This window comes from Xanthomonas sp. NCPPB 3583, from assembly GCF_041475715.2.
Classification (GTDB): domain Bacteria; phylum Pseudomonadota; class Gammaproteobacteria; order Xanthomonadales; family Xanthomonadaceae; genus Xanthomonas; species Xanthomonas euvesicatoria.
Genome location: NZ_CM191263.1, coordinates 4,479,007 through 4,501,667, shown reverse-complemented (window position 1 = coordinate 4,501,667; position 22,661 = coordinate 4,479,007). Strand labels below are relative to the sequence as shown.

Below are 22,661 nucleotides of genomic sequence, written 5' to 3'. Positions count from 1 at the left end.
ATGCCGCGGGAGTACACCATGCAACGACGTCAATTTCTGCTTGCCTCTGCCGCCGCTGCAAGCATGCCGTGGGCCGGCCGTCTGTTCGCTGCGCCACGCGATAGCGCGCGCATGCTGGTGGTGTTTTTGCGTGGCGGCTACGACAGCAATAATCTGCTGGTACCGCATGGCAGCGATTTTTATTACCAGTCGCGGCCGAGCCTGGCGATTGCGCGGCCAGATGCCGCCAATCCAAACAGTGCCCTGGCGCTGGATGCGCAGTGGGGTCTCAACCCGGTGGTAGGCCAGACGCTGCTGCCACTGTGGGAACGCAAGCAAGTGGCCTTCGTGCCGTTTGCCGGCACCGACGATCTGTCGCGCAGCCACTTCGAAACCCAGGACGATATCGAATCCGGCCAGGCCGGCAAGCACCGCGATTACCGCTCCGGGTTCATGGCGCGCCTGTCTGGCGTACTCAGTGGCGTGCCGGCCATCGCGTTCACCGATTCGTTGCCGCTGACGTTCCAGGGCGGTGGCGATTTACCCAACGTGTCGTTGCGGAGTATCGGCAAAGGCGGGCTGGATGCGCGGCAGGCGCAGATCCTGTCGCAGATGTACGACAGCACGCCGCTGGCCGCCGCTGCGCGCGATGGTCTTGCATTGCGTCAGCAGGTCACCGCGCAGTTGCGCGAAGAGATGGAGCAAGCCGGTCGTGGCGCCGCCAGTGCACGCACGTTTGCCGATGAAACCCGGCGCATGGCGACCTTGATGCGCGAGCGCTATCGCCTGGGGTTCGTCGATGTCGGTGGCTGGGACACGCATGCCAACCAGGGCAGTGTGGAAGGTGGCCTGGCCAACAACCTGCGCAATCTCGGCGAAGGGCTGGCTGCCTATGCCGATGCGTTGGGCCCGGCCTGGAACGATACCGTGGTGGTGGTCATCTCCGAATTCGGCCGCACCTTCCGCGAGAATGGCAGCAAGGGCACCGATCATGGCCATGGCACAACGTACTGGGTGCTGGGCGGTGGCGTGCGCGGCGGCCGCATCGCTGGCGAGCAGGTGGCGGTCGAACAGGCGCAGCTGCTGCAAAACCGCGATTACCCGGTGCTCAACAACTACCGCAGCCTGTTCGGCGGAATGCTCGGCCGTCTGTGGGGGCTGTCGCCAGCGCAGTTGGAACGGGTATTCCCAGGTGCCAAGCCACGCGATCTTGGATTGGTGTGAGTGTGCATGGCGAGCGATCGCACCGTGCGTGGTATCGACAGCCGGCTTGTGTCGATCCCGCGGCGTCTGCTTCGGGCGACGGCTGCAGGTTGCTCCTGCCAAGTGCGATACCGCACGCCGCTCCGCGACGCGGCACATCAACGTTGCATTGAATCTGCAAACGGTGAGCGCCCGTAAAACCGTTCCAGGTGCAAGGCGACCTGCGGCATCGTGCGCAAAAGCACGCGCGGTGCGGAGAAATGATATTCGCTGACCACTGCGAAGAATTCCTCCGGGGCTTCGGCGGCATACGGATCGATCTCGGTGTCTTGACCCGCATCGACGCGTTGGCAAAACAGATCGTAGGCATGCTGGAAATCGCGCGCCCAGGCGCGTTGCGCATCGCGCGGCAGGGGCGGTGTGCCGTCGAGCGCGCCATCCAGTGCATCGAGCTTGTGCGCCATCTCATGCACGATCACGTTGAAGCCTGCCTGCGGGTCGTCCAGGTCGGCTTGCACATCGGCCCAGCTGACGATCAACGGACCTTGCTCCCAGGCTTCGCCGATCAGGGTGTCGTCCCAGGCATGCATCACCCCGGCCGCATCCATGTGGGTGCGCTGCACGCGAAACGCATCCGGGTACACAATCAGCTGCGACCAGCCGCGCCAACCGGCGGCGCCGATTTCCAGCAGCGGCAGGCAGCAGGTCGCGGCCAGCACGAGTTGATCGTTCGGTTGCAGCTGCAGCCCGTCGACAGGCGAAATGGTCTTTTGCTGCAGGAACTGCGCGGTCAATGCGCGCAGGCGTTGCTGGCGGAGTGGATCGAGCGCGGCGACCCAGGCGCAACTGCCGCACAGCCGCTGCCACAGCGCATCAGCAATGTCTGGAGGCGGCCGGCGCAGCCAGCGCATCAACCACTGGATCAGCGGAACATGCCCGGCAGGAAACTGTGCCAGCGCGGCATCGTGCGCATGCGCGGGAACAACGAATCGCCATCGCTGCCGCCGCCGCCGCCGGTAGACGGCGTGGCCTTGTGCGGGCTGTTGCGTGCCGGTGCGGCTTCGGGCGCCGGTGTCCTGCCGCGCGCGGCCGAGTTGGTGCTGATGCAGCTGTCATGATCGCCGTCGATCAGCTGGTCCGATGCCAGGGCGGCAAGCGGAGCCAACAACAGGAGCAGGCAAACCGTGATTCGGCGCATCGTCCACATCCAGGGCAAGCGGCGTGAGTCGCCGATCATAACGCGCTTTTCACTCCCTCACGCAAGCCGCGCTGGGCGCCCGGGAGGGCTTGGCGCATACTTTGGCGGATGGATTCGGGGACTTTGCGCGCAATGCACTGTGAGATGAAAGGCGCCGGCGGCCGGCAGTGCGGCGCCGGCGCTGCGGGAGATTGGTCGGGCGCGCGCGCCGGTCAGCCGCAGGGCGCATGCCCGGTGCGGTCGGTCACCGAGCCCACCGCACGCCTGGTCTGGGCTGTCGATGCTGCATCACACGCGTTGCCTCGGCGGCGCGCCGGCCGCGTCGCGCAGGCATTTCTTCCGGGTGCTGCAGCCCGCGCCGTTGCCACCTCACGCCGCATCGCCCGCCGCAGCCGTGGATGACCGTGCGTTGCTGGCCAAACTCGCCGGTGGCCGGTTGTCCGGCGATGCGTTGGCGCGCGATGCCGGGCTGACCCGCGCGGCGGTGTGGAAGCGCATCCAGAATCTGCGTGCGGCCGGCGTCGACATCGAAGGGCGGGCCGGTGACGGCTATCGCCTGGCCACGCCCTTGGATCTGCTGGACGCGGCGCGTATTCGCGCCGGCATGGCCCCCGGTGCGGCAGCTGGGCTGGCGGCGCTGGATGTGGCCTGGACGCTGGAATCCACCAACACCAGCCTGCTGGCGCAGCCGGCGCCCGAACAGGGCGTGGCGGTGCTGCTGGCCGAGCGTCAGACCGGCGGCCGTGGCCGGCGCGGGCGTCAATGGACCTCGCCGCTGGGCGCGCACATTTATCTGTCGGCGTCGCGCCGTTTCAATGGCGGGCTGGGCCAACTCGCAGGCCTGAGCTTGGCCGTGGGGGTCGCAGTGGCCGAAGCCTTGCGTGGTTGCGGGTTTGCCGATGTCGGGCTGAAGTGGCCCAACGATCTGCTGGCGCGGCAGCGCAAGCTGGGCGGCCTGTTGATCGAAGGCGGCGGCGAGATGGCCGGCAACGCGCGTGCAGTGATCGGGCTGGGCTTGAACGTGCACATGCCGGCGACCGCAGCGGCCAGCATCGACCAGCCCTGGATCGACCTGGATACCCTGGCCGGCGGCCCGGTGTCGCGCGACCAGGTGACGGCAGCGGTGCTGTCCGGGTTGCTGCCGGCGCTGGACCTGTTCGAGGCGCAGGGGCTGGCGCCGTTCCTGGGGCGTTATGCAGACCTGGATGTCTTGCACGGGCGTACGGTGCAAGTCGAGGAAGCCGGCACCCACCATCGTGGCGTCGCGCTCGGCCTGGCGGCCGACGGCGCGTTGCGGGTGCAACTGGGCGAGACAGTGCGCCTGTTCCACTCCGGAGAAGTGAGCGTGAGACCTGCATGAGCGAGTGGTTGTTCGACCTGGGAAATTCGCGCTTCAAGTACGCGCCACTGCACGGCAACCGTGCCGGCCAGGTGCAGGCGTGGGCGCATGGCGCCGAGGCGATGGACGCGGCGGCGCTGGCGGCGCTGCCGTCCGGGCGTATTGCGTATGTTGCCAGCGTGGCCGCGCCGGCATTGACGCAACGCATGATCGCCTGCCTGCAGGAGCGCTTTACGCAGGTGCGCATCGTGCGGACCACCGCCGAATGCGCCGGCGTCCGGATTGCTTATGCCGACCCGAGCCGCTTCGGCGTGGACCGCTTTCTGGCGTTGCTGGGTGCGCGGGGCGATGCGCCGGTGCTGGTGGCCGGCGTGGGCACCGCACTGACCATCGACGTGCTCGGCGCCGATGGCCTGCATCACGGCGGCCGCATCGCCGCCTCGCCGACCACCATGCGCGAAGCGCTGCATGCGCGCGCGGTGCAACTGCCGGCCAGCGGCGGCGATTACGTCGAGCTGGCCATCGACACCGACGATGCCTTGACCTCCGGCTGCGATGGCGCGGCGGTGGCGCTGATCGAGCGCAGCCTGCAGCACGCCCAACGCAGCCTGGGCGTTCCGGTGCGGCTGCTGGTGCATGGCGGTGGCGCGCCGCCGTTGCTGCCGCTGCTGCCCGATGCCTCGTTCCGCGCGGCCCTGGTGCTGGATGGTCTGGCGACGTGGGCGACCGCTGCGGCGTCCCCGTAGAATCGGCGCATGTATGTCCGCGCGCTCATCGTCGTCTTGATCGTCCTCAATGCCGGGGTGGCGTTGTGGTGGGCCTTGCAGCCGCCACCGGCACCACCGCCGGCGCCGCTGCAGCCGACCGGTGTGGCGCGGCTGGAATTGCTGCCGACAGTGACCGGTGCTGGCGGGCCTGGGCTGCCGGCTGCAGCGCGTACGGGATCGGGGTCTGCGGCAGAGAGTGCGTCGACAGCACCGGCGCCATCGCCATCGACAGCATCCGGGCCTGCATCGGTACCCACGCCGACCACGCCGGCAGTTGCCGGTCCCGCCGCGCCAACGTCTGCAGCGCCGACATCGGCCACCACTGCCGCAGCGCAAGCGCCGCGCGGTGCAGCTGAGACGTCGGCAGCGGCGAACGCTGCTGCGAAACCGGCCAAAGGCGTCGCCGCGGCGGCGGCACAACCATCGCCCGCCCCATCCCCGCCTGCCGCGGAGCGCTGCGCCAGCCTGGGACCTTTTGCGGCACGCGCCGATGCCGATGCGGCGCTGGCACGCGTGCGTGGGCAGGCCAGTCGCGCCAACGTGCGCGAGGACAAGGACGCCGGCATCAGCACGTTTCGGGTGATGTTGCCCAACGTGGGCGATCGCGCGGCCGCGCAGGCCCTGGTCAAGCGCATTGCCGCGGCCGGGATGGGCGACTACTACGTGATCGCGCAGGGCGAGGACAACACCGTGGCGCTGGGCCAGTACCAGAGCCGCGAGCGCGCCGAGCGGCGTCAGGCCAGCCTGGTCGGCGCAGGATTCCCGGCGCAACTGGTGCCCAGCGGCAACGGGCAATCGCGGTGGTGGATCGATGTCCGCACCAGTGCGGCCACCAACGCCCTGCAAGGGGCTGCCGGTGCCGCCCGTCAGCGTTCGCTAGATTGCGCCGCGCTGCGCTAGAATGCGCACCGGCGCGACGCGCCTGCCTTCGCCGGCATAGCTCAGTTGGTAGAGCAACCGCCTTGTAAGCGGTAGGTCCCCAGTTCGAATCCGGGTGTCGGCACCATCTTCGATCCACGCAGACGTGGCAATCACAGTTGACGTTGCTGCGGTTCGGGCACGCGACGCGGTGTGGAATCTTTGCATCAACTGGTTACCAGGCACGATGGCGCGTTGCCTGCCGCCATCTGTCCCAACGTACGTTAGCGTGCCCAGCGTTTTGTAAGCCGGAGGGTGCGTCGCGCTCCGGTTTTTGAGCGTGCTATCCACGCTCACTTTGAAGGCTGCTCGCCCCGTTCGGTCGCCGCTTCAAGTGGCGTGCACCATGGCACGCGCATCGCGCGATGTTGATCGCGCCATGCGAGGTGCAGCACTCAGGCCGGGCGGCCGGCCGAGAGCAGTTCCAGCGCGGCCTTGCCGGTGTCTGTGTGTGCATCGCCGCTCAGTCGGTCGGCCAATGCGGCCACGATGATGGCGTGGGCCTGGCGCAGCACGCTGTCGGCATCGGCGCTGGCGTCCACCACGTGTTTGCCGGGCAAGTCCAGCGCGGCAAAAATCGTGCGGCAGCGTTCCAGGTTGTCCTGGGTTTCGAAGTGGTTGGGCGCATCGCCACGGGCGCGGATCCGGGCCAGGCCGGTAGGTGGGGGCAGGTCGAGCAGCAGCAGTACGTCCGGGCGCGGCGCGAAGGCGTTGCGCTCCAGGAGTTCGTCCAGCGGCAGACCGGCCGCGCCCTGGTAGGCCACCATCGAGGGAAAGTAGCGGTCCAGGATGACGATGTCGCCGCGTGCCAGCGCGGGCGCGATCAGGGTGTCCACGTGTTCGTGGCGGTCGCGGATGAGCAGCTCGGCTTCTTCCTCTGCACTCAGGCGGCCGGTGGCGGCGGACTGGCGCAACTGGGTGCCCCATGGGCCGTTGGTGGGCTCCTTGCTCAGCACGACACGCGCGCCGGCCGCGTCCAGGGTGGCGGCCAGGCGGCGAGCGAGCGTGGTCTTGCCGGCGCCGTCGATGCCTTCGATGGCGATCAGCAAGCCGCCGGGCTTCAGTTCGATTGTCATCGCGCTACTTTAGCTGATCGTGGCGATGAACCTAACCGGCAGCAGGGCGATGAAGAGCGTGCAGTCTGCGCGACACGCGCCTGGCAAAAGTCAGCCGCAGGAGCACATGGCATACGCGACGATGCAGCGACAGCGTTGCGGTGACGCGCCCGGCGGCGCGCGATGGGAGGAAACAGAATGAGTTGACGTGCGCTGTGGCGGATATTGCCAAAGACTTATCGCCGGTATGTCCTGCGCGATGTCGGAAATGTCCCGATATCCTGACTTCTGGCTGCGGGCCATACTGAACAAGTCAGACACACTGCACACGCGTCTCGCGACTGAGTCGTGTTTTTGGCTTCAAGGAAGACGGACGCGTCGCCGCCACCCTAGAGGCGGCATCCCCCGCGTGACGCCCGCTCAGGCACCGTCGTGACCAGATTCCTTGTCTTGCTGGCCGTACCCGGCGCCGGCGCCAGGCGCGCTTTCGATCAGCTGGTCGCCGAGGTGTAGCGATAGGACAGCAGCGACTTCACCAGGAAGGTGATCTGGGTGGCCGAGCGCGCATCCACGCGCATGACCGGTACGCGGAAGCCTTCGGCCACCAAGGCCTCGCGAAAGGGCGGCACCAGGAAATCCTCGACTTCATCGGTCATGGTGATGCCCACCGCCAGGCTGGCCTCGGGTGCGATCTGCGAAAACTCGCGCAACAACTCCAGCGTGGCTGTGAGCATCTGCGGGTCGCGTGCGTTGGTCAGCACGATCACACCCAGCGCACCGTCGCACACCAGCGGCCACATGAAATCCAGGTATTTCTGGCCTGGCACACCGTAGACATGCAGCAGCTCGCCGTCTTCCAGCTCGATCGAGCTGTAGTCCAGCGCGACGGTGGTGTAGGTCTTGTCGCCGTAGGCGTCCTGGCTGAGCGGCATTTCGGTGCTGACCGGCTCCACATCGGAGATGGAGCGCACTGCGGTGGTCTTGCCGGCGCCCATGCCGCCGACGAACACCAGCTTGTTGGCTGGAAGACTCATGACTGCGCCTGGAAGAGGGAAAGGCCGAACCGACGTGCGACCCAGGAAAAGAACCGCGTGTTGCCGCCATCTGGGCGGCGCTGCGTTGCAGGCACGGGAATCTCCGCAGTCTGGGCAAGGCCGCTGGCAAGTGCAGCGGCGAACAGGCATTCCACCGTTTGCAGCGGCAGCTTGCAAGCATTGGCCAGCGCCTGCGGGCGCCAGGGCCGTGCATGCAGGTGGGCGATGGCCAGCAACTGGGCTGGCGAGCTGGTCTCTGCAGTCAATTCCGGCCACTGGCGCAATTGCAGCGCATGGCCGGGTTCCACTGCCGGCAGCGCCTGGCGCAGATGCTCGGGCAGGGCGAAAAACAGCGCTTCGAAGGAAATGCGTTGGGGCAACGCGGTCGCGGCAAGGTCGGGCACGACGTGCCAGCCCGAGCGGTCCAGCGCGGCGATGACCTGCGCCAGCGCCACGCCAGCGGGCAACTGCACGCAGCCATTGCCCGGGTCCACACGCACCTGCAACTGCGCATGCTGCAGCGTCGCTGCGCCGGCACCGAATTCGCCACGGCAGTGCCGCAGCAGCAATGCCGGCTCCGCGACCGGGGTAGCGTGCGGCGAGGACAACAGCAGGCGCATGTGTTCGTTGAGTTCGCGCACGGTGGCGCCGTGCTTGATCCACGCGCCAGCCACGGGCGTGCGCGACACCACCAGCACCCGCACCGGTTGACCCTGCAATGCCTGCCAGGCGGCCAAGCCATCGGCGCTGTCCAGGCCCAGTACCACCACATCGGCCGCGTGCTGCGGCCATTGGCCCAACTGCACGTCGATGCGGTCGGCGAGCAGCAGCGAGCACGCCAGTTTCAGGCGTGTGGTGTGCAGCAGGTCCAGGCCGGCCGTGGCGACCCGCATGGCGTTGATGGGTGTGGTCATGAGCTGGCGCCGTAGCGGCGCATTGGATTACGAGATGCCTGCCGGTCTGCACCGGCAGGCTGGATCAGGCGATGCGCTGGCACCGCGCTGTCGGCATCAACCGAAATCGAGGGTCTTTTCGAACGCCTTGAGCTCGTGACGGGCCATGGCCAGGTTGGCCTTGGCACGGTCCAGCACCACGTACAGGAACAGCGTGCTGTTGCTTTCCAGCGGGCGCAGCAGGTGGTACTGGCGTGCAAGCGTGATCAGGATGTCTTCGATGGTGTCGTTCAGGCCGAGCTGTTCGGCGATGCGGCGCTTGGCGCGCACCACTTCGGTGTTGCCGGCCGCCGCCAATTCCAGGTTGAGCTCGGCACCGCCGGTCATGCCCAGCGCCATGCCGCTGTCGCTATCGACCAGCGCCGCGCCGACGAAGCCGGCCAGCGAATGCAGGTGTTCCAGATTGAGTTTTGACACGTGTGGTCCTTGGAAACGATGAGGAATGGGTGCCTTGCGGCATGCACGAACAGTGCCAGGTGCTCAGCCTTGCGGCGGGGTCAACACGGTGGCGAGGCGGCCGGCGCAATCGCGCGCATTGAACAACAGCGCAGCGGCATTGATGTCGCCACTGCCCACTGCGGTGAGCGTCAGCGGCTTGTCGGCGCGGATGCGGATCAGCACCAGCTGCCCGGCACGCGTGCTGACGGTGGCGTAATCGGCCTCTTTCAGGCTGGATTCGCGCGCCAGGGTCTCGCCCAGGGTCAGGAACGAATTGGCCATCGCGGCAAGCCGGCGACTGTCCACGTCCAGGCTGGAACGCTCGGTGATGGCGCGCCCGTCGGCCGTGGAAAGCATCAACAGGCGGATGCCCGGCTCACGTTCGATGGTCTGCGCAAACTCGTGACCGATGCGCTGCAGATCGTAGAAATGCAACGCCCGCGGGACTTCGCCTACGGCAGCCTTGACGACCTGGTTGACGGCGTTGTGCGGCATGAAAATCCCCTTGTTGCGTGATAGCCCGGGCGCGTACGTGCGTGGTGTGCCGCGCCGGGCGGCGCACCATACCACCCGGATCCGAGCAGGCTGTCACGCTCGCCCGTGGTGCTTAACTGGGCGGTCAGACAGGCAGAATCGGCAAAGTCCGGTGCGCCACAAAGTGCCTTGGTACGTCACGATAGCGGCGCGAAGAGGCAGATCTAAACCTCGCGTTTGCTCGCACTGTTCAGTACGGGCGACATGCGTGCTGCGCTGCCGCGCGTCACTGTGCGGGCGGGCAACTAGACTGCACGGCTTTATCGATACTGGAGCAATGCATGGCAACGCAGTACGTGCCGGTTTCCTTGATTGGCGTTCCCACCGACATCGGCGCGGGCCACCGCGGCGCGCGCATGGGGCCGGAGGCGCTACGCATCGCCGGCTTGCAGGAGGCGCTGGTCGGCCGCGGCGTGGAGGTGCGCGATCTGGGCAATCTGGATGGTCCGCGCAATCCCTGGCAGGCGCCGCAGGCCGGCTACCGGCATCTGGACGAAGTGGTGGCGTGGAACCAGGCGCTGATGGACGCCAGCTACGCCGAACTGCGTGCCGGGCGCATGCCGATCATGCTCGGTGGCGACCATTGCCTGGGTATCGGCTCGATCACGGCGGTGGCCAAGTACTGCCGCGAGCAGGGCAGGCCGTTGCGGGTGCTGTGGCTGGATGCGCATTCGGATTTCAACACCAGCGAGGTGACTCCTTCGGGCAACGTGCACGGCATGCCGGTGGCCTGCCTGTGCGGGCTGGGGCCCGAGTCGCTGACCCACCTGGGCGGCAGTGCGCCGGCGTTGTTGCCCGAGCAGGTGCGGCAGATCGGCATCCGCTCGGTGGACCCGGAGGAAAAGCGGCTGATCAAGCAGCACCGCATCGATGTGTACGACATGCGCTACATCGACGAAGCCGGTATGAAGCGCACCATGGAAGCTGCGTTGCAGGGCATGAGCGCCGATACGCACCTGCACGTGAGTTTCGATGTGGACTTCCTCGACCCCAGCATCGCGCCGGGCGTGGGCACCACGGTGCCCGGTGGCCCCAACTACCGCGAGGCGCAACTGGTGATGGAAATGATTGCCGACACCAGGCGCATGGGCTCGTTGGATATCGTCGAACTCAACCCGGTGCTGGACAACCGCAATGCGACCGCCGAACTGGCGGTGGATCTGGTCGAGAGCCTGTTCGGCAAGTCGACGCTGATGCGGGATTGATCCGGACCGAGCGCACCGGGACGCGTTCACATCAAATCCACGGCCGCGCAGTCAGATTTGGCGCCAAGCCAGGTGCGCTGGCACCGTGATAGAACGAGGACAAGCGATGAAGCGACTGCTGACACTGATGGTGCTGGGCCTGTTTTCGGCCGGCGTGATGACGGGCTGCAACACCGTGGCCGGCGCCGGCAAGGACATGCAGGGTGCGGGCGACAAGGTCGAGAAAACGGCCGAAAAATGCAGCGACGGTAAGTGCTGATCCGTCACATCGCGTGGCCCTGTTGAATTGATCGATCTGCGGCAACGCGCCGCTTTACCCCTGAGGAGTGTGTTATGAAGCGTGCAATTGTGCTGCTGGTGCTGTCGATGTTGTCGGTGGGAATGCTGGCGGGTTGCAACACCGTCGCAGGCGCCGGCAAGGACGTGCAGGGCGCTGGCGAGAAGGTGGAAGACGCAGCGCGTAAGTAATCCGACGCCGCATGCAAACAAACGGGCCGCAAGGCCCGTTTTTTGTGCGTGCTTTACGTACAAGGCGGCTTCTGTCGACGCATGCAACATGCAGTGCGACCAGCGGCGGGAGTAGGCAACGGTTCAGTGCGGTGATCGGCGGTTTGACACCTTTTGATCCCGGACCAACGCCCGCGTGGGCAGGCTGGCGCCACGGTCAATCGCGACCGCATCAGCGGAGTCATCGCATGAACAGTGACATCATTTCCGGCAAGTGGACCCAGTTGAAGGGCAAGGCCCAGGCGAAGTGGGGCGATCTTACCGACGACGATTTCAAGGTTGCCGAAGGCAATGCCGAATATCTGCAGGGCAAGCTCCAGGAGCGCTATGGCTGGGACCGCGATCGCGCCCAGACCGAAGTGCGCGCGTTCGAAAAGTCGTTGCGCGACGACACCTGAGGGTGCGCCGGTCTGCCGCCGTTGAGGCGAGCAGCTTGCAGACGACGGGCCGCCCGGTGCGGCCCGTTCTGCGTTCGAGCGTGGAGCCAACTCCCCGGCGCCTGCGGCGGTGGCAAAAGTGCGGAACCGCTAAACTTGGGGGCTACCCCACCCTGGCATGACGTAGATGACCACCCGTGTCCTTACCGGCATCACCACCTCCGGCACCCCGCACCTGGGCAATTATGTCGGTGCAATCCGCCCGGCCATCCAGGCCAGTGCAGGTGCCGATACGGAGAGCTTCTATTTCCTGGCCGATCTGCACAGCCTGATCAAGGCGCAGGACCCGGCGCGCACGCAGCGTTCGACACTGGAAATCGCCGCCACCTGGCTGGCCTGCGGCCTGGACCCGGACAAGGTGTGGTTCTACCGGCAGTCCGATGTGCCCGAGACCACCGAGTTGATGTGGTTGCTGACCTGCGTGGCCGGCAAGGGCATCCTCAATCGCGCGCATGCCTACAAGGCGGCGGTGGACAAGAACCGCGCCGATGGCGAGGACGAGGATGCCGGCGTCACCGCAGGCTTGTTCATGTATCCGGTGCTGATGGCGGCCGATATCCTGATCTTCAATGCGCACAAGGTGCCGGTGGGGCGCGACCAGATCCAGCACATCGAAATGGCGCGCGATTTCGCGCAGCGTTTCAATCATGTCTACGGGCGCGACTTTTTCACCTTGCCCGAAGCGGTGATCGACGAGCAGGTGTCCACCTTGCCAGGCCTGGATGGCCGCAAGATGAGCAAGAGCTATAGCAACACCATTCCACTGTTTGCACCGCGCGAGGAATTGCGCAAGCTGGTGTTTTCCATCCTGACCGATTCGCGCGCGCCGGGCGAAGCCAAGGACACGCAGGGGTCGGCGTTGTTTCAGCTGTACCAGGCGTTTGCCACACCGCAGGAATCTGCCGCCTTTGCGCAGGCGTTTGCCGACGGCATCGGCTGGGGTGATGCCAAGCAGCAGTTGTTCGAGCGGATCGATCAAGAAATTGCGCCGCTGCGTATGCGCTACGAGGCGTTGATGGCAGAGCCAGCCAAGATTGAAGCGATCCTGCGCGCCGGTGGTGCACGTCTGCGCGCGCGCTATGCCACTCCCCTGCTGGCCGAGTTGCGCGATGCGGTGGGCTTGCGCGATCTGTCCAGCCAGGCCGCCACCGCGGCGGTGCAGTCCAGCGAAAAGGTCGCACTGCCGGTGTTCAAGCAATATCGTGAAAGCGATGGGCAGTTCTATTTCAAGTTGAACGATGGCGCGGGTGCATTGCTGCTGCAGAGCGATGGCTTCGCTTCGCCACGCGATGCCGGACAGGTGATCGCACGGTTGAAGCAGGCTACCCAAGCCAGCGATCTGCAGCTGCCGGGCGTGCATGCGCAGGTGGATGCCGACGTGATTGTTGCCGCGATGGATGCCTTGCGCGAGGCGTGAGCTGCGCGGCGCAACAGGCGTCGAGGTGGGTTGTTGTGGTTGCGTAGGTCCTGCCTGTGGCGACATGCGCGACCGCGACGCCAGGCTTGGGCCTACACTGCAGTTCCGACAACCGCCGCGGGGTGCGAATGACAGCGACAGCCGAGTTCAACATCCATACCATCGATACCGGCTTTGGCGGCGTGCAATTCGATGCGGCGTATCTGGTGGTCCAAGCGCAGCAGGCCGCCTTGATCGATTGCGGTACCTCGCTGTCGGTCCCGCAGATGCTGGCCGCGATGCAGGCGGCCGGGTTGGCGCCAGCGCAGGTGGAGTGGTTGATCCTGACCCATGTGCATCTGGATCATGCTGGCGGTGCAGGAGCCTTGTTGCGGCATTTGCCCAATGCGCAGGTGCTGGTGCATCCGCGCGGTGCACCGCACCTGATCGACCCTGCGCGGCTGATTGCCGGCGCCACCGCGGTGTATGGCGAGGCGGACATGGCGCGCCATTACGGCGTTATCGAGCCGGTGCCGGCCGAGCGTGTGGTCGCGGCCGGCGAGGGTCATACCGTGATGCTGGGCAAGCGCGCGCTGCGCACCGTCGAGACGCCTGGACATGCGCGCCATCATCTATGCGTGTGGGATGCGCGCAGCCGCAGCTGGTTCACCGGCGACACCTTCGGCCTGTCGTATCGCCAGTTGGACAGTGCGCGTGGCGCTTTCATCGTGCCGACGTCCTCGCCGGTGCAATTCGAACCCGAGGCCATGCTGCAGTCGATCGCGCGCCTGATGGACGCCGCACCAGAGGCGATGTATCTGACCCATTACGGCCGTGTCACCTCGCCAGAACCGTTGGCGCGGGCGCTGGGCGAGCAGATTCATGCGATGACCGACATTGCGCTGGGCTGCGCGCAGCGTCCGGACCGGCATCGCTGCATGGTGGCGGCATTGACCGAACTGTATCTGGAACGCGCACGCCAACATGGATGTCGGTTGGACGATGCCGCCGTGGAGCAACTGCTGGCAACGGACATCGAGCTCAATGCACAGGGGTTGGGATGTTGGCTGGATCGTGCAGCGCGCATGCATTAGCGCTGGTTGAGGGGTGACACACCCTCTCGAACGCTGTAGTGCGTGGTCGCGTCGTTCTGGGGCAGCTAAGGCCGGATCAGTCGGGTGCGCGGTTGCCCTCACCGCTCGCGGGATACGCCGTGAACCCGTCCATGGGGGCTCGATGGCAGCCTCCATGCCGCCAACGGTCCCGCAATCGGTGAGGACACCGCACCAGAACGTTGGCTGGTGGTGTTGTTGAAAGCAGTGCACATCGACCATCTTGATGGCGCACGCGCAAGCGCCTTGCAGCCACACCGGAGATCATCCGCGCTTGGCCATGCATGCGATCGACTGCATTCTCGTGTCATTGCGCTCCGGTGTTGGTCGCACGCTTGTAAACTATGTGTCATCTACCGTTGCAAGGCCTCACCGTGAATCCGATGCGCATCCTGCTGTTGTCTGCCTGCCTGTTTGTAGGAGGTGTGGCGCAGGCCGCCAACGATCTGCCGGGCGGTGGCATCGATGCCGAGGCATTGTCGCGTCACGTGCGCTTGCTGGCGTCGGACGAATTCGAAGGGCGCGCGCCGGCCAGCGCCGGTGAGCAGCGCACGGTCGATTACCTGGTCGAGCAATTCAAGGCGGCTGGCCTGGAGCCAGGCGGCGAGCAGGGCAGCTGGACCCAGGCCGTGCCGCTGGTGCGCGCGCAGGTGGATGGCCCGGTGCGCGCAAGCCTGCGCGTCGGGGGCAAGACCCAGGCGCTGGTCAATGGCAACGATGTGACCCTGCAAAGCCTGCGTCCGCAGCAGGCGGTCGCGTTGAAGAACGCGCCACTGGTCTTCGTCGGCTACGGCATCAGTGCGCCAGAGCGCCAATGGGACGACTACAAGGGCGTGGACCTGCGCGGCAAGATTGCGGTGGTGCTGATCAACGATGCCGATTTCGAATCGCCGCAGCCGGACGCATTCGACGGCAAGGCCGTGACCTATTACGGCCGATGGACCTACAAGTACGAAGAGGCGGCGCGGCGCGGTGCGGCCGGGGTATTGATCGTGCACGAGACGGCGCCGGCGGCGTATGGCTGGGCCACGGTGCAGAGTTCGGGCATGTCGCCGTTGTTCGACATCGAGCGCAGCGATGCCGATGCCCGCGCGCAGCACGTGCCGGTACGCGGCTGGATGCAGCGTGCATTGGCGGTGTCGTTGTTCAAGCAGGCCGGCCTGGATTTCGAACAGGCCAAGGCGCGTGCGCAGCAGCGCGACTTCGCGCCCGTGGCACTGGGCGATGCGGCGTTGTCGGTGAATTTCAAGCTCAAGCGCGAGCGTGTGGTGACGCATAACGTGGTGGCCAAACTCACCGGCAGCCGGCATCCGGATGAGACGGTGATTTTCTCCGCGCACTGGGATGCATTCGGGATCGGCAAGGCCGATGCCGGTGGCGATACGATTCGACGCGGCGCCGTGGACAACGCCACCGGCGTGGCCAGCGTGCTGGAACTGGCGCGCGTGTTCGCAGCCGGCCCCAAGCCGCAGCGCACGTTGTACTTCATTGCGTTGACTGCCGAAGAAAAAGGCCTGCTCGGCGCCAATTACTACGCCGCGCATCCGCTGGCGCCGCTGGACAAGACCGTGGCCGTGCTCAACATGGAAATGTTCAGCCCCGATGGCCCGACCCGCGACATCGCCTCGTGGGGACGTGGGCGGGTGTCGCTGGAGGGCGATCTGGAAACCGCCGCCAAGGCGCGTGGTCGCAGCTATTTGCCGGATCCGAATCTGGAAGCAGGCTTCTTCTACCGCGCCGATCATTTCGCGTTCGCGCGCATGGGTGTGCCGGCGATCACCGCCGGCCCCGGCCTGGACATGCTCGACGGCGGCGTCGCGGCAGGCAAGGCACTGCGCGAAAAGTATTTCGCCGATTGCTACCACCAGCCGTGCGATCGTTGGACCCCGCAATGGGATGCCAGCGGCCATGCCGCCGATACCACGCTGGTGTACGACGTGGGCGTGGCGCTGGCCAATGGCCGGCAGTGGCCGAGCTGGCAGGATGGCTCGGAATTCAAGGCGATCCGTGCCAAGAGCGATGCGGTGCGCAAGTAAGCGCGCAGGAGCGAGAGGGCGCCGTGCCCTCGAGCGAGGCCAAGCGCAGCGACCAAGACGACTGCGCTGATCGCCAGACGGGCGCAGCTGGATTCGATGCGGCCTGTGCGCTCGTACATTCGGGGTCCTGCACGCTGTCCATGCGCATCGGATGACTGAGCGCGACGCCAAGCGAACGCAGCCGCTGCTCGGTGGCCTGCATTTGCTTGTGCGTGTGCGGATCCCGCGCGCCGTCCACGCTCATCAGACGGCCGCTCGGGACGTTTGTCGTTGCTCGGTACACAGGCTGGCATTGTGATCAATGCCATGGCATTGAACGACTGCGCATAGGCGTGCCTACGGCTTGGCGGCGTTGGGTGAGTTGCCGCCGCCGGCACGCGTGCTTTTGTCGCCGCCGCTGCACGGATAGCGCTTTGCCAGCGCCTGGACGATCAAGTCAGGTGCGGCTTGGTCCTGGCGTGTATCGGGCAGCGCGCCGATATCGGCGATGACCGCCTGCAGATCGGGCGAGCCGGTGCTGCCCGCCGGCATGCACCAGCCGGTGCGATAGCTGGCGCTGGCGACGCCGAGCAGATACGCACCGGCGCGGCTGGCCGAAACAAGCACCTTGAACTCGCGTTGCTCCGGCGCGGTGATTTCTGGCGCAAGCGATCCGTCCAGTCCGGCGTCGATCAGCTTGCGGCCGCTGAGTTCCCACGGCTCGGGGGCACGCGCCGATGCCGTGGCGGACGTTGCGAACAAGGCGGCCAGGGCCAGCCAGCGAAGAGGGTGCTGCATCTGCACGCTCGGATGCGGTGGGAAGTGCACCATAGCGCGACCGAGGTGCGGCGTGGGCTTTGGCATGTGCTCTAGAATCGAAGGTTCCGCTGCACTGCCTGGCACTGTTCCGATGTCTTCCTCTCACGATGCTGCCGCGCCTGCGCGCAGCGGGTTAGTCGTTCTCGCCTTGTTGCTGGTCTACGTGGTGTGGGGCTCGACCTATCTGGCGATCCGCTTTGCGCTGGAAGGTGGCGCGCAGCCGCTGACGATGGTGTCCGGGGCACGTTTCATCGTCGCCGGTAGCGTGCTCTACAGCGTGCTGCGCTGGCGCGGCGTGGCGGCGCCAACGCGCGCGCAGTGGAAGAACGTGGCGCTGATGGGTGCGGCGTTGCTGCTGCTCGGCAACGGCATGGTGGTGCTGGCCGAGCGCAGCGTGTCGTCCGGGCTGGCCGCCACGGCGGTGGCGTCGGTGCCGTTGTGGATGGCCTTGTTCGGCGCATTGCGCGGGCAGCATGCCAGCGGCGGCGAATGGCTGGGCATCGTGATTGGCTTTGTGGGCGTGGTGTGGCTCAACGCCGGCAGCAGCCTGACCGCGACGCCGGTTGGCCTGGTGTTGCTGCTGATCGCACCGATCGGCTGGGCATTCGGGTCGGTGTGGTCGCGCGGGCGCGATCTGCCTTCGCCGTTCATGACCGCTGCCGGGCAGATGGTGTGCGGCGGCGTGCTGCTGGTCAGTACCGGCCTGCTGATCGGCGAGCGCCCGCAGGTGTGGCCGAGCCCGCAAGGACTGCTGGCGGTGGCGTACCTGTGCGTGTTCGGCTCGATCGTGGCGTTTACCGCCTACGTGTGGCTGCTGCATCACGTGCGTCCTGCGCTCGCCGGTAGCTACGCCTACGTCAACCCGGTGATTGCGGTCAGCCTGGGTGCCTGGTTGGGCCATGAGCGCTTCAGCGCGCAGGACATCGGTGCGATGGCGGTGATTCTGGCCGGCGTGCTGGTGGTCACCTTCGCCAAGGCGCGGCGATGAGCGCGGTGTCGTCGCAGGAAGCACGCCGCGGGTTGTTGATCACCGCCTCCACCTTCGTGCTGTGGGGGCTGGTGCCGGTGTACTGGCATCTGCTCAAGGCGGTGCCGTCGCTGCAGATCATCGCCCACCGCATCGTGTGGAGCACGGTGCTGGTGGTGGCCTGGCTGCTGGCGAGCTCGGGCCTGGGCTGGTGGCGCAGCATCGCGGCGCAGCCCCGCGCGCTGGGCATGCTGGCCGGCAGCAGCGTGGCGATCGCGTTCAATTGGGGCCTGTACATCTGGGCGATCAACGCCGGGCATGTGATCGAGGCCAGCCTGGGATACTTCATCAACCCGCTGCTGAGCGTCTTGCTGGGCGTGCTGGTGTTGAAAGAGCGCCTGCGTCGCATCCAGTGGGTGGCGGTGGCCTGCGCGGCGGCGGGCGTGCTGTGGCTGACCATCGATGCCGGCGCGCCGCCGTGGATTGCGTTGGGGCTGGCGGTGTCCTTCGGTATTTACGGGCTGCTGCGCAAATTGGTGGCGGTGGATCCGGTGGCCGGGCTGGGCGTGGAAAGCGTGTACCTGTTCGTGCCGGCGTTGCTGCTGGCGGCGTGGGGCGAGCAGGGCCACGGCGGCGCGTTCCTGAGCGGCTGGAGCCTGCGGACCGACGCGATGCTGATCTTCGGTGGCGTGGTGACGGCGCTGCCGTTGATCGGTTTCGCCTACGGTGTGCGGCGCATTCCGCTGTCGTTGGTGGGCATCCTGCAATACATCGCGCCGAGCCTGCAGTTGCTGCTGGGCGTGTGGTTCTTCCACGAGCCGTTCGATCAGGGGCGCGCGATGGGCTTTGCCGCGATCTGGGTGGGTTTGCTGTTGTTTGTCGGCGACAGCGTGGTGCGGTCGCGGCAGCCGGTGGTGACGCGCTGAGTCAGCGCCACCCTGCACGCTGTGCGTGTGGCATTCATCAGTGCGATTGCTTCGCGTCAGCGTGCGCGATTGCCGTGCTCAACTCTGCGGCATCGCCAGGGGGTTGGTTACGGCCAGCGTGGACGCGGGCAGCGCCTGCGGTGCAGGGCAATGGCTGGGGTCTTGGTGCACCTGTGCCAGCCATTGGTCGATCGGCCCGCCGAGCACGTCCAGCCGTAGCGGCAGGCTCAAATGGTTTTCGCCCGGCAGTTCGAGGTAATGCGCACGCGCACTGGCCAGGGCCAGTGCACGGCCGTGCGCCACCGGAATGTGTTGATCGGCATCGCCGTGCAACAGCAGCACGCAGCTGCGCGTGTCGGCCAGGGCGTGCGCGACATCGACACGGTCCAGGTCCAGCTTGAGCTGGGTGTCGGCCGCTGCAATCACCGCGTCGATATTCTGGTCGGCATAGCGCCAGCGTGCATACGCCGCCACCGCCCGCCCACGCCACCCGTGCGGCTGGCTGGCGAGCAGGTGCGGCACCATGTCGCGGATGCCGCGCCCGGCATTGGCGAAGGATTCCATCGCCACCACGCCGGTCACGCGCGGGCCGAGTTTGTCGGCCGTAAACAGCGCGGTGGCCGCGCCGTAGGAAATGCCGAACAGATACAGCGGCCCGCGGATTTCGCCGCGTGGTTGCAGGGCGTCGAGCACATCGATGACGTCGTCGGACTCGCGCGTGCCGTAGCCGGACGGCCCGCCGCCGGAATGACCATGGTTGCGCAGATCGATGGTGACCACGCGGTAGCCGGCCTGCGCAAGCTGCAGCGACCAGGGCAGCAGCGAGTCGCCATCCATCATCCAGCCGTGCAGCAGCACCACGGTGCCGCGCGGCGCCGGCGGTTTGGCAGTCGGTGCCTTGAAACTGAAATCCACATCCAGCGCATGCGCCGGGTCACTGCGCTGCCCCGTGTAGCGATAGTGCATGGCGTACTGGCCGGGGTCGATCGCGCGCCAGAAGATCGGCACGCCATCGCGCGTCACCACATGCCCGCTGCGATTGGGCACCGTGGCGATGGTGGCGGCAATGCGTTCTTCGTCCAGCAGCGGCGAGGTACCACCGGGCGCAACCAGGCGCTCGCTGAGCGAGGTCGAAGAAGAGGAGCAGCCGGCCAGCCACAGGCAGGCGCAGACCAGCAGAAGCAGGCGCGTCATGGCGATCGATCGATGGAGCAAACGGCCGAGCAGGCTACGGCCTGCCCGGCTGGCGCATCTACCGCACTGCGGTGACAGAACCATGACAGCCTGCAATACGTTCAGCCGCCGCCGTGCGCTTTGCCGCGGCTGTCACCATTCCCGATTCCCGGCGGGCCAAGGCCCGCCTACACCTCACGCAGCGCCGTGGTAATCGGCAGACGCGCCGCACGCAGCGCGGGAAACAGTCCGCCCACCAGGCCGATGCCCAGCGCCCACTTCAGCCCGCTCCAGAGCAGCTCCGGCGAGACCTTGAACTGGAAGACCACCTGGCTGAAGTTGCTGCCCAGCGTGGAGACGGTGTAGCCGTTGAACACCGCCCAGGCGATCGCGCCGCCCAGCAGCCCGCCCAGCAATGCCAGCAGCATGGTTTCCAGCATCAGCGCCATGATCACCGGCGTGCCGCGAAAGCCGATCGCACGCATGGTGGCGATCTCGCGCGCGCGCGTGGCCACCGCCGCATACATGGTGTTGAGCGCGCCGAATACCGCGCCCACTGCCATGATCGCCCCGATCACCGTGCCCAGGATGTTGATCAGCTTGTTCAGGCCGCCGCCCTGTTTGCCGTAGTAGGCGCGGGTGGTTTCCACATCCAGCTTGAGCCGCGGATCGGCAGCCATGGCGGTCTTGAACGCGCTGAAGCCTGCCTTGCCGTTGGTGCGCACGCTGATCGACTGATAGGCACTGCGGTTGTAGGTGGTGGCCAGCGTCTGCGCGTCGGTCCACAACTCCGAATCGTGCGCATCGCCGGAGGCGAACACGCCCACCACCGTCCACTGCTGGCTGCCAAGCGTGAGGGTCTTGCCCAGCTCCAGTCCGCGGAACTGGTTCAACGCGCCCTTGCCCACCACCATTTCGCGCAGGCCGGTGTTGAAGCGGCGGCCCTGCACGATCTTGACCTTGTCATGCACGGCCCAGGCCTGTTCGCCCACGCCACGCAGTTGTGCGTTGACGTCGGTGCCGTCGGAGCGGGAGGCGATGTTCACCACTTGCGACAATTCCGGCGACAGCATCGGGCGGCCATTGGCATCGGCGGCAATGCCGGGAAGGCTGCCGATCAGCGGCACCAGGTCGCGGGTAATCACCGAGTTGGTTTCCGCCTGCGAACCGCCGCGCAGGACGATCGCGGTGGTGTCGTCGCCGGTGCTGTTGAGCGTGGCCTGAAAGCCCTGGCCCATTGCCAGCATCGCCACCAGCACGCCGACCACGCCGGCAATGCCGACCACGATCACCGAGCTGGACCCCCAGCGCTGCGGCAGCGTGGCGATGCCGATGCGTGCGGCCGCCAGCGAAAGCCTGCCGCTGCGTGTGGCCACCAGCCACACCGCCAGCAATCCACCGATCGGCAGCAGCACCATCCACGGCAGTGCGATCCAGGCCGCCAGCCCGATTGCCAGCAGCACGACCGACAGCGCGTTGACCCCACGATCTTTCCATTTGCGTTGCATGTGCATGCTCCTGTCAGCGGCCGGCGAGTGCATCGACGATCTTCAAGCGCTGCGCGCGTAATGCCGGCAGCACACCCACCACGATGCCGATGCCGGCCATCAGCCCGACCGCGACAAGCCAGGTCTGCAGCGGCACGGTCTGGGTCGGCATCAGGCCGCCGCTGCGCGCTGCAACCGCCGGGATCACCAGCGCCGCCAGCCCCATGCCGATCAGCCCGCCCAGGCCGATCAGCAACATCGACTCCACCATCACCAGGCTCAGCACGGTACGGTCCTGAAAGCCCAGCGTCTTGAGCGTGGCCAGCTCCGGAATCCGCTCGCGCACGGCCTGTGCCATGGTGTTGCCGGTCAGCAGCAGCAAGGTGAAAAACACCGCGGCCATGATCGAGGTGACGATCAAGCCGATATCGGCAAACTGCTTGACGAAGGCTTGCTGAAATGCCGATTCGGTCTGCGACTTGGTTTCATGGTCGGAGTTGGCCGACAACGCATCGATGGCCTGCGCCACGCGCGATGCCTGGTCGGCGTTGCGCAGCGTCACCGTGTACCAACTCACCCTGCTTTTGATGTAGTCGTTGGACTCGTCGAAGTACTTCCAGTTCATCATCAACTGGCGTTCCTGGTTGGCGGCCACGGTGCGGTCTTTCATGCGGAAGATGCCGACCAGTTGCAGCGGCCAGTCGTTGCTGCCGCCGCGCGGAAAGATGGTGGCCTGCAGCGGAATGGTGTCGCCGATCTTCCAGCCATTTTCCTTGGCCAGGCTTTCGCCAACGATCGCGCCGGTGCGTGTGGTCTGGAACGCCTTGAGCTGGTCCTTGGGCAACTGGTATTCGCTGTACACATCGAAGAAATTGGGCGCCACCGAAAAATTCGGGAAGAAGTTCTTCGGGTCGCGATAGATGCCGCCGAACCACATTGCCGAGGTCACATCGCGCACGCCCGGCACGCTGCGGATCTGGTTTTCCAGATTGATCGGCAGCGATTGGGTGATCGACAAGCGCGATGCCACCACCAGCCGGTCCACGCCGCTGACGCTGCCGCCGGAGGTAAAGGCTACGCGCACCGAATCGAGCATGCCGAACAATAAAAACGCCGCGACCACCGAGAGCAAGGTCAGCAAGGTGCGGGTCTTGCTGCGGAACAACTGCGCCCATACCAGCGAGAGATACTTCATGGCA

General features: G+C 66.4%; 24 protein-coding genes and 1 tRNA gene. 14 read left to right on the top strand and 11 right to left on the bottom strand.

What is annotated here, in order from left to right; translation table 11 throughout:
• Positions 1 to 18: 18 nt before the first annotated feature.
• Entirely contained in the window at positions 19 to 1,203 is a 1,185-nt protein-coding gene (locus ACCQ07_RS19390) for a DUF1501 domain-containing protein (protein ID WP_029820642.1), read from the top strand.
• Positions 1,204 to 1,340: 137 nt separating this feature from the next.
• On the opposite strand, the gene ACCQ07_RS19385 is transcribed toward ACCQ07_RS19390, so the two are convergent.
• Positions 1,341 to 2,096, bottom strand: coding sequence for a M90 family metallopeptidase (locus ACCQ07_RS19385; protein ID WP_029820641.1), 756 nt, complete (start codon positions 2,094 to 2,096; stop codon positions 1,341 to 1,343).
• Between the two features lie 8 nt (positions 2,097 to 2,104).
• Entirely contained in the window at positions 2,105 to 2,419 is a 315-nt protein-coding gene (locus tag ACCQ07_RS19380; RefSeq protein WP_008576447.1) for a hypothetical protein, read from the bottom strand.
• A 355-nt stretch (positions 2,420 to 2,774) separates the two neighbouring features.
• Here ACCQ07_RS19380 and birA point away from each other — a divergent pair, with 355 nt between their 5' ends.
• From birA to ACCQ07_RS19360, 4 genes are all read left to right on the top strand, one after another.
• Positions 2,775 to 3,740 (top strand): bifunctional biotin--[acetyl-CoA-carboxylase] ligase/biotin operon repressor BirA, encoded by a 966-nt coding sequence (gene birA, locus ACCQ07_RS19375; RefSeq protein WP_071118149.1) that lies wholly within the window; start codon positions 2,775 to 2,777, stop codon positions 3,738 to 3,740.
• Positions 3,737 to 4,465, top strand: coding sequence for a type III pantothenate kinase (locus ACCQ07_RS19370; protein ID WP_029820639.1), 729 nt, complete (start codon positions 3,737 to 3,739; stop codon positions 4,463 to 4,465). The genes birA and ACCQ07_RS19370 overlap by 4 nt, the downstream gene beginning before the upstream one ends.
• Positions 4,466 to 4,474: 9 nt before the next feature.
• Positions 4,475 to 5,386 carry an SPOR domain-containing protein gene (locus ACCQ07_RS19365; protein ID WP_083347927.1) on the top strand — a complete coding sequence of 304 codons (912 nt, stop codon included), beginning with the start codon at positions 4,475 to 4,477 and terminating at the stop codon, positions 5,384 to 5,386.
• Positions 5,387 to 5,416: 30 nt separating this feature from the next.
• Positions 5,417 to 5,492, top strand: a tRNA-Thr gene (locus ACCQ07_RS19360).
• A gap of 307 nt (positions 5,493 to 5,799) precedes the next feature.
• Here the strand turns inward: ACCQ07_RS19360 and tmk are convergent.
• The 5 genes from tmk to ACCQ07_RS19335 all read right to left on the bottom strand — a co-directional run bounded on the left by tmk (position 5,800) and on the right by ACCQ07_RS19335 (position 9,379).
• Positions 5,800 to 6,480 (bottom strand): dTMP kinase, encoded by a 681-nt coding sequence (gene tmk / locus ACCQ07_RS19355; RefSeq protein WP_071117707.1) that lies wholly within the window; start codon positions 6,478 to 6,480, stop codon positions 5,800 to 5,802.
• A gap of 470 nt (positions 6,481 to 6,950) precedes the next feature.
• A complete protein-coding gene (locus ACCQ07_RS19350; RefSeq protein WP_003486615.1) occupies positions 6,951 to 7,493 on the bottom strand; it encodes a GTP-binding protein in 543 nt (180 codons plus the stop codon).
• A complete protein-coding gene (locus ACCQ07_RS19345) occupies positions 7,490 to 8,407 on the bottom strand; it encodes a hypothetical protein (protein ID WP_008576439.1) in 918 nt (305 codons plus the stop codon). The genes ACCQ07_RS19350 and ACCQ07_RS19345 overlap by 4 nt, the downstream gene beginning before the upstream one ends.
• 96 nt (positions 8,408 to 8,503) lie before the next feature.
• The gene (locus ACCQ07_RS19340; RefSeq protein WP_003486613.1) at positions 8,504 to 8,863 is read right to left on the bottom strand and encodes a roadblock/LC7 domain-containing protein; all 360 of its coding nucleotides are present in this window, start codon (positions 8,861 to 8,863) and stop codon (positions 8,504 to 8,506) included.
• Positions 8,864 to 8,926: 63 nt separating this feature from the next.
• Positions 8,927 to 9,379, bottom strand: coding sequence for a roadblock/LC7 domain-containing protein (locus tag ACCQ07_RS19335; protein ID WP_008576438.1), 453 nt, complete (start codon positions 9,377 to 9,379; stop codon positions 8,927 to 8,929).
• Positions 9,380 to 9,699: 320 nt separating this feature from the next.
• On the opposite strand from ACCQ07_RS19335, the gene rocF reads away from it, so the two are divergent.
• From rocF to ACCQ07_RS19300, 7 genes are all read left to right on the top strand, one after another.
• A complete protein-coding gene (gene rocF, locus ACCQ07_RS19330) occupies positions 9,700 to 10,623 on the top strand; it encodes an arginase (protein ID WP_071117706.1) in 924 nt (307 codons plus the stop codon).
• Between the two features lie 106 nt (positions 10,624 to 10,729).
• Positions 10,730 to 10,882, top strand: coding sequence for an entericidin A/B family lipoprotein (locus ACCQ07_RS19325; protein WP_011348912.1), 153 nt, complete (start codon positions 10,730 to 10,732; stop codon positions 10,880 to 10,882).
• A 74-nt stretch (positions 10,883 to 10,956) separates the two neighbouring features.
• Complete coding sequence (locus ACCQ07_RS19320) at positions 10,957 to 11,091, top strand: entericidin A/B family lipoprotein (protein ID WP_005914328.1); 135 nt, start codon at positions 10,957 to 10,959, stop codon at positions 11,089 to 11,091.
• A gap of 227 nt (positions 11,092 to 11,318) precedes the next feature.
• Positions 11,319 to 11,528 (top strand): CsbD family protein, encoded by a 210-nt coding sequence (locus tag ACCQ07_RS19315; RefSeq protein WP_003486601.1) that lies wholly within the window; start codon positions 11,319 to 11,321, stop codon positions 11,526 to 11,528.
• A 166-nt stretch (positions 11,529 to 11,694) separates the two neighbouring features.
• Positions 11,695 to 12,984: a tryptophan--tRNA ligase gene (locus ACCQ07_RS19310; RefSeq protein ID WP_031424672.1), complete on the top strand. Its 1,290-nt coding sequence runs from the start codon at positions 11,695 to 11,697 to the stop codon at positions 12,982 to 12,984.
• A gap of 128 nt (positions 12,985 to 13,112) precedes the next feature.
• Positions 13,113 to 14,057, top strand: coding sequence for an MBL fold metallo-hydrolase (locus ACCQ07_RS19305; RefSeq protein WP_228729717.1), 945 nt, complete (start codon positions 13,113 to 13,115; stop codon positions 14,055 to 14,057).
• Positions 14,058 to 14,458: 401 nt separating this feature from the next.
• Entirely contained in the window at positions 14,459 to 16,111 is a 1,653-nt protein-coding gene (locus ACCQ07_RS19300) for a M28 family metallopeptidase (RefSeq protein ID WP_425510583.1), read from the top strand.
• A 336-nt stretch (positions 16,112 to 16,447) separates the two neighbouring features.
• On the opposite strand, the gene ACCQ07_RS19295 is transcribed toward ACCQ07_RS19300, so the two are convergent.
• Positions 16,448 to 16,921, bottom strand: coding sequence for a Rap1a/Tai family immunity protein (locus ACCQ07_RS19295; RefSeq protein ID WP_057681246.1), 474 nt, complete (start codon positions 16,919 to 16,921; stop codon positions 16,448 to 16,450).
• A gap of 31 nt (positions 16,922 to 16,952) precedes the next feature.
• On the opposite strand from ACCQ07_RS19295, the gene yedA reads away from it, so the two are divergent.
• On the top strand, positions 16,953 to 17,897 hold the full coding sequence (yedA, locus tag ACCQ07_RS19290) for a drug/metabolite exporter YedA (RefSeq protein ID WP_031424669.1): 945 nt from the start codon (positions 16,953 to 16,955) through the stop codon (positions 17,895 to 17,897).
• A complete protein-coding gene (gene rarD, locus ACCQ07_RS19285; protein ID WP_218505233.1) occupies positions 17,894 to 18,802 on the top strand; it encodes an EamA family transporter RarD in 909 nt (302 codons plus the stop codon). The genes yedA and rarD overlap by 4 nt, the downstream gene beginning before the upstream one ends.
• A 78-nt stretch (positions 18,803 to 18,880) precedes the next feature.
• Here the strand turns inward: rarD and ACCQ07_RS19280 are convergent, their stop codons facing one another.
• From ACCQ07_RS19280 to ACCQ07_RS19270, 3 genes are all read right to left on the bottom strand, one after another.
• Positions 18,881 to 19,996 (bottom strand): alpha/beta hydrolase family protein, encoded by a 1,116-nt coding sequence (locus ACCQ07_RS19280; RefSeq protein WP_008574769.1) that lies wholly within the window; start codon positions 19,994 to 19,996, stop codon positions 18,881 to 18,883.
• Positions 19,997 to 20,163: 167 nt separating this feature from the next.
• Positions 20,164 to 21,489 (bottom strand): ABC transporter permease, encoded by a 1,326-nt coding sequence (locus ACCQ07_RS19275; RefSeq protein ID WP_029820629.1) that lies wholly within the window; start codon positions 21,487 to 21,489, stop codon positions 20,164 to 20,166.
• Positions 21,490 to 21,496: 7 nt separating this feature from the next.
• Positions 21,497 to 22,657 carry an ABC transporter permease gene (locus tag ACCQ07_RS19270; RefSeq protein WP_014091324.1) on the bottom strand — a complete coding sequence of 387 codons (1,161 nt, stop codon included), beginning with the start codon at positions 22,655 to 22,657 and terminating at the stop codon, positions 21,497 to 21,499.
• Positions 22,658 to 22,661 lie beyond the last annotated feature (4 nt).